8 protein-coding genes are annotated in these 12662 nt (G+C 34.9%); all 8 read left to right on the top strand.

The genetic code is table 11. The features are described 5' to 3' along the window. On the top strand, window positions 1-1554 hold the full coding sequence (locus tag Q0486_RS14105) for a right-handed parallel beta-helix repeat-containing protein (RefSeq protein WP_299234690.1): 1554 nt from the start codon (window positions 1-3) through the stop codon (window positions 1552-1554). A 26-nt stretch (window positions 1555-1580) separates the two neighbouring features. Then, window positions 1581-3098 carry a sulfatase gene (locus Q0486_RS14100; protein ID WP_299234687.1) on the top strand — a complete coding sequence of 506 codons (1518 nt, stop codon included), beginning with the start codon at window positions 1581-1583 and terminating at the stop codon, window positions 3096-3098. Between the two features lie 254 nt (window positions 3099-3352). Further along, window positions 3353-3982 (top strand): SGNH/GDSL hydrolase family protein, encoded by a 630-nt coding sequence (locus Q0486_RS14095; RefSeq protein ID WP_299234684.1) that lies wholly within the window; start codon window positions 3353-3355, stop codon window positions 3980-3982. 33 nt (window positions 3983-4015) lie between these two features. Further along, window positions 4016-4843, top strand: a complete 828-nt coding sequence (locus tag Q0486_RS14090; protein ID WP_299234681.1) for an alpha/beta hydrolase — start codon at window positions 4016-4018, stop codon at window positions 4841-4843. 39 nt (window positions 4844-4882) lie between these two features. Further along, window positions 4883-6409 carry an arylsulfatase gene (locus Q0486_RS14085; RefSeq protein WP_299234678.1) on the top strand — a complete coding sequence of 509 codons (1527 nt, stop codon included), beginning with the start codon at window positions 4883-4885 and terminating at the stop codon, window positions 6407-6409. 28 nt (window positions 6410-6437) lie between these two features. Further along, window positions 6438-7766 carry a sulfatase-like hydrolase/transferase gene (locus Q0486_RS14080; RefSeq protein ID WP_299234675.1) on the top strand — a complete coding sequence of 443 codons (1329 nt, stop codon included), beginning with the start codon at window positions 6438-6440 and terminating at the stop codon, window positions 7764-7766. Between the two features lie 656 nt (window positions 7767-8422). After that, entirely contained in the window at window positions 8423-9940 is a 1518-nt protein-coding gene (locus Q0486_RS14075; RefSeq protein ID WP_299234671.1) for a sulfatase, read from the top strand. A gap of 31 nt (window positions 9941-9971) precedes the next feature. Further along, the gene (locus tag Q0486_RS14070) at window positions 9972-12605 is read left to right on the top strand and encodes a sugar-binding domain-containing protein (protein WP_299234668.1); all 2634 of its coding nucleotides are present in this window, start codon (window positions 9972-9974) and stop codon (window positions 12603-12605) included. Window positions 12606-12662: the final 57 nt, after the last annotated feature.

Genomic DNA, 12662 nt, shown 5'->3' with positions numbered 1-12662 from the left:
ATGAAAACAAAAAACATATTAGAATTTAATCACAGATTCAGTTTGTGTATAATGTCATTGGGGGTATTATTTATGACATTATTTTTTTGTAGCTGTAGTGATGAAATAAAGAAAGATGATATTCCAGAAGAGGAAGAAGAAACAAAGCCTATAGAGGATTGGGTGTTTAAAATAGAAGGTTGGGAAGATAATATTGAAGCTAGAGGTGGTTCGAGAACAATAAAAATCTATTCTAATAGAGAGTGGCGCATTTCTTCTAATAGATCCTGGGTCACTTTAAATTCCAAAAACGGAAAGGCATGTCCTGAGACTCCTATAGAAGTTCAAGTGAATACCGAGTTTAATTTTTATGATGATCGTGAAGCAACTATAACGTCGTTTATATACGATGGATTTTCAAATGGTAAAAAGGAATTTGTTCTGAAACAGCCTAAATATAAACGTAAAGAAACAAAATATCAGGTAGGTGACCCGGAAGTCACTTTTGACGAATCTAAGTTCTCTGAGAATTATAAATATAACGCTCAAATGCAGATATGGAGACAGGCCGGTAAGCAAGGTGGAATTCCGCATCTTGAAGATCAACTTAAGGAGGTAACAAAGGTGTTTGAACCTGGTACAAACTTCAATGAAATTAAAGCTTATTTTGAGAATAATAAATATGAAAAAGTAGTAGCATTATTGAAAAATGGTAATTATACCATGAATACTGGAATCAGACTTTATAACAATGCAGTATTGATTGGAGAAAGTCGTGATGGTGTTATAATTACAATTGACCCCAAAATATCCCCAAAGACATTCGGTGTGATTAGTATGTATAATGGTACTAATGTAGGACTACGGAATGTTACAGTTATAGGTGGCTGGTTGAATGAGGATGGACAGAATTATCCTAAGGATGATAATTTGGGTAAGGATGAATTACCTGCTTATGCTGATTTTATGACTGTAAATATGCGAGGCTCAAAGAATTGTTATGTTGATAATGTGAAATTAATAAATAACGCATCTCATTCTATATGGGTAACTGGTAATAATAATACAATACGAAATGCAGAAATGGACAGATCTTTCTGTAAAGGTGGAGGAGGGCATGGATACTTTTTTATAGGTGGATCAAAAAACCTTATAACTAACTGTCGTGTATCCAGACTTAGACACCTTTCATTTCAAGATCCTGGTACAAAACAGAATGTACTTTATGATAATGAATTGTGTCAGGAAGTTACTTTTCATAATAATGACGGTGGTGATAATCTTGTAGAGAATAATCGTGTTTATCTTCCTTCAACGATGTCAAATGCTTATAATGCAATAATGGGGCCATGGGCAACTATACATAAAGTTGGTAAAAAGAATTTTATTTATAAGAATAGATGTAAGGAAGATAATCGTGAGGGAAAAACACCATGGTCTGATGACCAGCTTTATTTAGGGCCTTATGAAGTGAGTGTAGGTTCAGACAATCCAACTCGTTATACAAATTTCCGCCCTGTAGATTCTACGGATTTTCCTCCTGGAGGTACATTGTATCCTGTTGTTCTGGAATGATATTTTTTTATTTAAAATATATAACGATGAATAATAAAAGTCTTTTATGTTTAATGTTTTTAAGTTCTGTAACACTTTATTCGCAGGACCGTCCTAATATAGTTGTTTTTTTGGTTGATGATATGGGAGTTATGGATACTTCTGTACCATTTATTACAGATTCCAACGGAACTCTTTTACCCCAACCTTTGAACAACTGGTATAGAACCCCCAATATGGAACGTTTGGCTGAACAAGGTGCACGTTTTTCTACCTTTTATGCTCAAAGTGTAAGTTCACCCTCACGAATATCAATTATGACAGGTCAGAATTCAGCACGTCATCATACTACAAACTGGATTTCAGAAAATTATAATAACAGAAATGATTATGGTCCCAAAGAATGGAACTGGAAAGGATTAAATTCCTCCAGCATAACTTATCCGTCATTGTTAAAATCTGCCGGTTACAGGACAATCCATATAGGAAAAGCACATTTTGGGTGTAACCAAAGTGAAGGGAAAGACCCTAAGGTTATAGGATTTGATATTAATGTTGCCGGTTGTGCAATAGGACATCCTGGTAGTTATCATGGAGAAAACGGATATGGTTGGATAAAGGGACAGCGTACAAAGGCTGTTCCTGATTTAGAAGAATATCATGGGACCAATACATTTCTGACTGATGCATTGACAAACGAGGCATGTAAAGAGATAAAGAAATCGGTATCTGAGGGTAAGCCCTTTTATTTGAATCTTGCGCATTATGCTGTTCATTCCCCTTTTGAGAAGGATGAACGTTTTATTGATAATTATCCTAAAGGTAAGAAGAGTGACAATGCAAGAGCATTTGCCACCTTGATAGAAGGTATGGATAAATCCTTAGGTGATTTGCTGTATAATCTCGAGGAATTGGGTGTGGCAGAGAATACCTTGATATTTTTCATAGGTGACAATGGAAGTGACGCTCCGCTTGGTGATCCTGAAGACCATGCTTCATCCGCGCCATTGAAAGGTAAAAAAGGTTCTGAATATGAAGGTGGAGTAAGAGTTCCTTTTATAGTATCTTGGGCCAAGCCTGATTCTTCAAATAAATTCCAGAAGAAGTTTCCTATAAAACAGAATTTTGTCCAGACTGAAATTGGTACCATAATGGATGTATTTCCTACAGTCCTGTCTGCAGCTAATGTTGATTTGCCTAAGAATCATATATTGGATGGCAGTGATATAAAGAAACTGCTTTCCGGTAAGAAAGACAGATCAAGACGTGATGATGTCTTGATGCATTTCCCTCACAAGCATCGTGGCAGTTACTTTACGTCTTACAGAAAGGATAAATGGAAGATTATTTATTATTATAATCCTGAGAAAGGTGGTGTTCCTTCTTATAAATTATATAATCTTTCAGACGACCCATACGAGAATAATGATCTTTCATCTTCTAATCCCTCACAACTCAGGTGGATGTGTGAGCAGATGATAAAACGCCTTGAGAATGAGAATGCACAATATCCTGTAGATAAGGAAGGTAAGATCTTGTATCCGGTACTGCCTGATTTTCAATAATATAAATATTCAATTAATTTAAAAATCTATGAACCTAAGTTTTTATTTATGATATGATTTTTATATTGGACATAGATGGGACAAATATACAGTTAACCGTTTACGAGAATAATTTCTGAGAAGATATTTCAATAATAAATAAAGATTGTAGGTAAGAATATTTTTTAATAAATAAGTTGTTTTTTAATATTAGGTTTATCAATAAATAGATTTTACATAAAGAATTATTGATTTTTTACCATATTTTAATTATTATGAAGTTTAAATTATTATTTTTATTAGTTTGTTTTTCATTGTTTTCATTTACAGAATCAAAGAAAAAAGTTCTTATAATTGGTGATTCTATATCTATTGGTTATACACCTTATGTTAAAGAAGGTCTTAATGATGTGGCTGATGTCTTTCATAATAGAGGTAATGCCCGTTATACAGGAATTGGTGTTGATAGTTTGAAAAGCTGGTTAGGAGATACAGATTGGGATGTCATTCATTTCAATTTCGGATTGCATGACCTATGTTATAGAAGTACTCCTTCAAACCGGGATAAGAAGAACGGAAAGCTAACCACATCGTTAGAAGATTATGAGCAAAATTTAAGAGAAATAGTAAAAATACTTAAAAAAACTGATGCCAAGTTGATATTTGCTACAACTACAATGGTTCCGAACAAAGAACCAGGACGTTATTCCGAGGATGTGGAAAAGTATAATTCTGTAGCACGTAAGGTAATGGAATCTAATAATATTCCAATAAATGAACTTTATGATATTTCCATAGGTATACATGAAAGAAATGGTAATGGGGATAATGATGTTCACTATAATAAAGAAGGGTATAAAGAATTGTCAGTTCCAGTAATAAATGCAATAAAATCTGCATTCTGATGTTTAAGAAAAACTTTAAAAATGGTGGTATTTATGAAAATCAGGATAAGTTTATTGCTGTTCTTTTTATCAACAATTCTATATGCTAATAATAATATTGTACCAGATGAAAGAATTGTATATAAAAAAACATTAAAAGGCGAATTACGTTTGCATGTATTTTATCCTGAAAATAGTAGTGTGATAAATAACAGAACAGTTGTTGTCCATTTTTTTGGAGGAGGATGGAAGTCTGGTAGTGCAAGACAATTTTATCAGCAGTGTAAATTTTTAGTGTCTAAAGGTTATGTTGCTATATCTGCAGATTACAGAACAATGAATAGTGACAGTGTAACTCCTTTTGATTGTGTTGAAGATGCAAGAGATGCCATTATTTATATTAGGAGTAATTACAAGAAATTTGGTATAAATCCTCAGAGAATATTCGCAAGCGGAGGATCAGCCGGTGGACATATAGCATTATGTACTGCAGTTTTTGATTCATCGGGAGAAGAAATGATATCTTCAAAACCTAATGCGTTGATATTGTATAATCCAGTATTGGATACAACTAAGGATGGTTATGGAATGAAATGCTTCGATGGTAATGAACTGTCTCTGTCACCTAATCATAACATCACATCAGGATTGCCTCCGACACTTATAATGCATGGAACAGCAGACAAAACAGTGCCTTATAAAAATGCATTGACATTCAAAACATTGATGGATAAGTATGGTAATGATTGTAAGCTGGTTCCATTTAAAGGAGCAGATCATGGTTTCTTCAATGGTTCATTCTTTAGGAAAAACAATGGAGATAAAAATTTTTACTGTTGTATGAAAGAAGTTATTCTTTTCTTGAAAAATACTTTTAAATAGACAAATACATTAATTTGTATAGTTTTAATCTTAGAAATTATGAAAACTGAATTATTATTCTCCGCATTTGTTTTATATTCATCATCTTTATGTTTGGCAAATACGGAAAAACGTCCTAATATTATATTTATCCTTGCCGATGATATGGGGTTTGGTGATATTTCCTATCTCAATGGAGGTTCTAAAATTAAGACATATAATCTTGACATGATGGCAGATGAGGGAGCCGTTCTTATGGATTGTCATTCTTCATCTTCCGTAAGTACACCTACAAGATATGGAATATTGACTGGGCGTTATAATTGGCGTTCTACTTTAAAACAGGGAGTTTTGAACGGTTATTCCAAGGCCTTAATACCTTCTACACGTGAAACTATGGCTTCTATGCTTAAAAAACAAGGTTATAATACCGGTGCAATAGGGAAATGGCATCTTGGCTGGGATTGGTACAATATAGATGCAGGTATAAAAAATATAGACTATGGGAAACCGATTAAAAACGGTCCGACAACTTTGGGGTTTGATTATTTTTATGGTTTCTGCGGTTCGCTTGATATGCCTCCGTATGTGTATGTTGAGAATGATATGCCGACGGCTATCCCTGATACCATAACTGAGAATAAAGGGAAATATAGTTGGTGGCGTAAGGGACCTACTTCTTCTGATTTTCGTCATGAAGAAGTGTTGTCACATATAATAGAAAAGGGATGTAAATATATATTGGAAAAATCCAAGTCGTCGGACCCTTATTTCCTTTATCTTCCTCTACCGGCTCCTCATACTCCGATACTTCCAACAGATGAATTCAGTGGTAAATCAGGAATAGGTGAATATGGTGATTATGTCCTTCGTGTTGACGCCATGGTTGGTAAAATACTTGATGCTGCAAAAAAATCTGGTGAAGACAATAATACAATAATAGTGTTTACTGCTGACAATGGTTGTAGTCCTGCGGCTGGAATCTCCATAATGGAGGAGAAGGGGCATCATTCCAATTATATATATCGTGGTCATAAGGCGGATCTATATGACGGTGGTCATAGAATACCATGTTTAGTTCGTTGGCCTTCGAAGATATCTCATCATAAGATACAACAAACGGTCTGTCTGACTGATTTTTATGCCACTTTTGCTGCTATAAACGATTATAATTTGTTGGATACAGAAGGTGAGGACAGTTATAATATTCTTCCTGCCTTATATTCGGTGAAGGAAGTTTCTACCATTCGTGAAGCGACAGTTCATCATTCAATAAATGGTGAATTTACCATTAGACAGGGAAAGTGGAAGTTGTTATTGTCTGCCAGTTCCGGTGGTTGGAGTTATCCGCGTCCTGGAAAGAATGATAGTATAATTAAGAATTTACCTTCAATGCAGCTTTATGATATGGAATCTGATCCTAGTGAGAGGCATAATCTTGTCAACGACTATCCCAATAAAGTACAAGAATTAAAATCTTTACTTTTATGTTATATCAATGAAGGACGAAGTACACCAGGTATCTCTCAAAAAAATGATAAGGGAAACACTTGGAAACAGGTGGAGAAGATTAGAAAACTTATGTGAATATATAAAATAAAAAAAACATTGAATTATGAAAATAATATATTTCCCTATTTTAGTCAGTTTTGGGGCAATTGGCGAGGATATATATGCCGGAAATATTAATAGTGAAGTTCTGCCCAATATTGTAATCATAGTTGTTGATGATATGGGTTACAGTGATTTTGCTTGTTACGGAAACAAGTCTCACAAAACGCCCAATATTGATAGATTAGCGAAAGAAGGTATTATTTTTACGGATTTTCATACAAATGGAGTCGTATCAAGTCCAACTCGTGCGGCTCTGATGACTGGAAGATACCAACAATATTCAGGAATAGAAGGCGTTATAACTGCAGCTTCTCATCGCAAATATGGTTTATCAACAGATATACCTACTATTGCAAAGCTTCTGAAACAGAAAAATTATGAGACCGCAATTTTTGGTAAATGGCATCTTGGCTATGACAAAAAATATAATCCAGTGAACCACGGTTTTGACAGGTTTGTGGGTTATGTTGCTGGTAATGTTGACTATTTTTCGCATATAGATCAGGAAGGTTATGAGGATTGGTGGGAGAATGATATTATAAAACCTGAGGTTGGTTATACTACAGATATAATAACAGATCATGCAGTGGAGTATATAAAGGAAAAGAAGGATAGGCCTTTTTTTGTTTATGTGCCTTATGAAGCATGTCATTATCCATTGCAAGGACCTAATGATAGGGCTGTACGTTCTATTTCTGACGGTAAACTGAAAGTTACTGGAACAGGACGTGCGGACTATGAGATAATATACAAAGAGATGGTAGAGTCTGTTGATGATAATGTGGGAAGAATAATGAAGGTTATAAAAGATTTGAAACTTGACGAGGAAACTTTGATTTTTTTCTTTTCTGATAATGGAGGTGCTAAATATGCCTCCAATTTTCCTTGGTCTGGCGGTAAGGGTTCGTTGTTGGAGGGAGGTCACAGAGTTTCTTCCATAGCGAGATGGTGTGGTCATATAAGGCCGGGAAGTGTTTCTGACGAGATATTGATGACTTTTGATATTATGCCTACGGTATGTGAGGCTACTGGTATAGACATGAAAGGTGTAGAGCATGATGGCTACAGTATACTTAGGATGATGACAGAGGGTAAAGCCATACCGGAAAGAACTTTATTTTGGAGAACACGTAATGGTATATGTGCACGTAAATATACTTGGAAACTGCATGTTGATAGGAAATACGAACACGTAAGGTTGTATAATCTGAAATACGATATTGAGGAAAAGACAAATGTAGCAGGCTATAACACTGAGATTGTCAAGATGTTGCTTGATGAGATAAAAAAATGGGATGCTAATTTTAGGTATATAAAACAGTTTTCATGAAGTTATCTTATAAAATCATTTCGTCAATAATGTGAACTTATAAAATATAATAGTATATTAAGCTTGTGCAGGATATTACAGTTATACTTATTCTTCTTTTTTCTGTTAATTGGCTGTAGTGATAAAATTATGAATAAAACAATTCCAAAGGATTATGATGATAAAGAGTAATAGACGGTTGTGATTATAGAATTGAAGGCCTTTAAAGTGCTTTGAAGTTTTTGTGGTTTGAGTATTTATAACAAGAAGTGACGTTTTTCTTCAAATAGATATTTGATAACTTTCAGTAAGAAGACGAAATATTAGGTCGATGATTCTGAAGTTATTTTCATAGTTGTTCTAGTGATAATTTCGTAGAAAATAATTGTGTTTATCTTACTTTTACAAAATCTAAAATGCTCTCTATGGCGACATTTCATAAAGTAGGAGGAAAGAATTATTATCTAAAATAACAAATTTAAAGAGAATAATCGTAATGGAGAGACTCCATGATTCTATATCTGGTTGCATTTGGGCCCTTATAAAATAGATGTAGGTTTCGATAATCCTCCACGTTATATCAATTCCTGTTCTGTAGAAACTACGGATTTTTTTTCTGAAAGTACATTGTATCCTGTTGTTTTGTAATGATATTTTTTTATTTAAAATATATAACGATGAATAATAAAAGTCTTTTATGTTTAATGTTTTTAAGTTCTGTAACACTTTATTCGCAGGACCGTCCTAATATAGTTGTTTTTTTGGTTGATGATATGGGAGTTATGGATACTTCTGTACCATTTATTACAGATTCCAACGGAACTCTTTTACCCCAACCTTTGAACAACTGGTATAGAACCCCCAATATGGAACGTTTGGCTGAACAAGGTGCACGTTTTTCTACCTTTTATGCTCAAAGTGTAAGTTCACCCTCACGAATATCAATTATGACAGGTCAGAATTCAGCACGTCATCATACTACAAACTGGATTTCAGAAAATTATAATAACAGAAATGATTATGGTCCCAAAGAATGGAACTGGAAAGGATTAAATTCCTCCAGCATAACTTATCCGTCATTGTTAAAATCTGCCGGTTACAGGACAATCCATATAGGAAAAGCACATTTTGGGTGTAACCAAAGTGAAGGGAAAGACCCTAAGGTTATAGGATTTGATATTAATGTTGCCGGTTGTGCAATAGGACATCCTGGTAGTTATCATGGAGAAAACGGATATGGTTGGATAAAGGGACAGCGTACAAAGGCTGTTCCTGATTTAGAAGAATATCATGGGACCAATACATTTCTGACTGATGCATTGACAAACGAGGCATGTAAAGAGATAAAGAAATCGGTATCTGAGGGTAAGCCCTTTTATTTGAATCTTGCGCATTATGCTGTTCATTCCCCTTTTGAGAAGGATGAACGTTTTATTGATAATTATCCTAAAGGTAAGAAGAGTGACAATGCAAGAGCATTTGCCACCTTGATAGAAGGTATGGATAAATCCTTAGGTGATTTGCTGTATAATCTCGAGGAATTGGGTGTGGCAGAGAATACCTTGATATTTTTCATAGGTGACAATGGAAGTGACGCTCCGCTTGGTGATCCTGAAGACCATGCTTCATCCGCGCCATTGAAAGGTAAAAAAGGTTCTGAATATGAAGGTGGAGTAAGAGTTCCTTTTATAGTATCTTGGGCCAAGCCTGATTCTTCAAATAAATTCCAGAAGAAGTTTCCTATAAAACAGAATTTTGTCCAGACTGAAATTGGTACCATAATGGATGTATTTCCTACAGTCCTGTCTGCAGCTAATGTTGATTTGCCTAAGAATCATATATTGGATGGCAGTGATATAAAGAAACTGCTTTCCGGTAAGAAAGACAGATCAAGACGTGATGATGTCTTGATGCATTTCCCTCACAAGCATCGTGGCAGTTACTTTACGTCTTACAGAAAGGATAAATGGAAGATTATTTATTATTATAATCCTGAGAAAGGTGGTGTTCCTTCTTATAAATTATATAATCTTTCAGACGACCCATACGAGAATAATGATCTTTCATCTTCTAATCCCTCACAACTCAGGTGGATGTGTGAGCAGATGATAAAACGCCTTGAGAATGAGAATGCACAATATCCTGTAGATAAGGAAGGTAAGACCTTACACCCGATATTGCCTGATTTACAATAATAAATATTAAGAACTATAAATGGTATTATATATGGAAAGAATTAAATTGTTTCTGATTATATTCCTTATATCATATATCGGAGTTGTCAGTTCTATGGAATTACCACTGTTTTCTACCGCCGGTTTTTATGAAATACCCAATAGTGGTAGAAAGGTCTTTAATATGAACATGGCTTGGAGATTTTATAAAGGAGATATTGATAATGCATATATTGAGAGCTTTGATGATAGTGAGTGGAATATAGTATCATTGCCAGATGGAATAGAATTATTGCCTGAAGAAGCCAGTGGAGATATAAATTATCAGGGTATAGTTTGGTATAGAAAGCATTTTAGACTTGATGGATTTGAACTGAATAAAAAGATATTTCTTCATTTTGAGGGAATAATGGGAAAATCAAAAATCTGGATTAATGGCAGGTTTGTAAAGGAAAATTATGGTGGTTATCTTCCTGTTGTCATTGATGTGACTGATTATGTATATAAGGACAATGAAAATATTATAGCAGTTTGTGCTGACAACAGTAATGACAAGTCCTATGCTCCCGGAAGACCTCAGTATGCTCTTGATTTCACTTACTTCGGTGGTATATATAGAGACTGCTGGTTGATAACGCATGACAATTTATACATAACCGATCCTAATCTCGAGGATGAGGTAGGAGGCGGAGGATTGTTTGTCCGTTATTATGATGTAAGCAATAAAAAAGCTACAATATCCCTACAGCTTCATTTGCGTAATGATAGCCAAGAAACTAATAGCGGATCTGTGGATTTCAGTTTGACAGACTTATCAGGCAAGCAAATAACAGAGTGCCTAAAAAAATATTCAATAAAATCCAACCGTACAGAATATGTTTTGGCTGATATGAAAGTTGACAATCCTTGTTTATGGTCCCCTGAATCGCCATATCTGTATTGGCTTACAGTCGAGGTGAAAGATAAGAATGGCAATGTTATAGATGGATACAGGCAACGTTTGGGTATTCGTTCTCTAGAGATGAAGGGAAAGGAAGGTTTTTGGCTTAATGGGAAACCTTATGATAAATTGATAGGTGCTAACAGGCATCAGGATTTTGCTGTTCTAGGTAATGCACTTCCTAATTCATTACATTGGAGGGATGCATTTAAATTAAGAAATGCTGGTATGAAAATTATTCGTTCAGCCCATTATCCTCAGGATCCCGCTTTTCTGGATGCATGCGATGAATTGGGATTATTTATTATTGATGCAACTCCCGGGTGGCAGTTTTATAATAAAGATTCTGTATTCTCTGAACGCGTATATGATAATATACGTAATATGGTAAGGAGAGATCGTAACAGACCATCATTACTGTTCTATGAACCGATATTGAATGAAACCATATACCCTGAAGATTTTGCATTGAACGCAAAAAAATGTGTAGATGAAGAAATGAAAGGCTATAATGCTTATTCTGCTTCTGACTATTCTAAGAATGGAAGAAATGAAAGACAATATGGCATAAAGTATTATCCTGTGATTTACTCACACCCCAGTATAGAAAGAGAAAAGGATAAAGTATATTTTACCAGAGAGTTTGGAGATAATGTTGATGACTGGAGCGCACATAATTCAACAAGCAGGGTATGCCGTGCCTGGGGAGAGGTACCTATGCTTATTCAGGCTGAACATTATGCATATCCTAAATATTCTGCGACTTGTATTGAGAGCCTTTACAGAACCCCACCTTCTCATATAGGAGGTGCTTTATGGCATTCGTTTGACCATCAGCGTGGTTGCAGCCCAATATCATTTTATGGCGGTATAATGGATTCTTACCGGCAACCGAAGACATCATATTACATGTTTATGTCTCAGCGTCCTAATTATACAAATGATAATCTTAAGATTGAAACAGGTCCTATGGTTTATATTGCAAACGAGATGACACCGTTTTCACCTTCTGATGTAACGGTATATTCCAATTGTGAAGAGGTACGCCTGACCATATTCGAGAATGGAAAACAGTTGATATGGAAACGTGATGAGTCTTCATTAAAGATGCCTTCACCTATCATTACATTTAATGATGCTTTCGATTTTATGGAAACAAAAAAACTTTCACGTGCCGGAAGACAGAAGGAGGTTTACCTATTGGCTGAAGGATTGATTAATGGAAAGGTTGTTGCAACACATAAAAGAATTCCGTCAAGGAAGAGTTATGAAATCCGGATAAGACTGGATAATAATGGAATGCCGGTTGTTGCTGATGGTTCTGATGTGGTAGTTGCAATTGCTGAGGTTGTAGATAATGAAGGTACTGTAAAAAGACTGAATAATAATATAATACATTTTTCAATCGAAGGCGAAGGAGAAATTTTAGGAGATTATTCTTTGGGATTAAATCCTGTCAGAGCTAATTGGGGAAGTGCACCTATATTAATAAGAACTACATCAAAACCTGGAAAGATTAGAATAAAGGCAAGTATATGTGGTGAAGGTGTTAATTCCATTAAATCAGGAGAACTGGTATTTGAAACGACAGTATCACCTCAAAAATATATATATGACACATGGACAGTGAAAAGAAAATCTGAGAGTGTTGCAGTTATGTGTGGTAAAAAAAAGATTATTAAGGAGATAAATGTTCAGAAGGATCTGGAGAATATGGAACAACAGCAAGAGTTGTTCGGAGAATAGGGATCTTACATGATTTTTTTGTATCAAATTATGTAAATTTTTACCGCTAAAATTATA

Origin of the sequence: uncultured Bacteroides sp., from assembly GCF_937912035.1 — a bacterium.
Classification (GTDB): Bacteria; Bacteroidota; Bacteroidia; order Bacteroidales; family Bacteroidaceae; genus Phocaeicola.
Note: the sequence above shows the minus strand (reverse complement) of the source record. Positions and strands in the feature narration are given on the sequence as shown.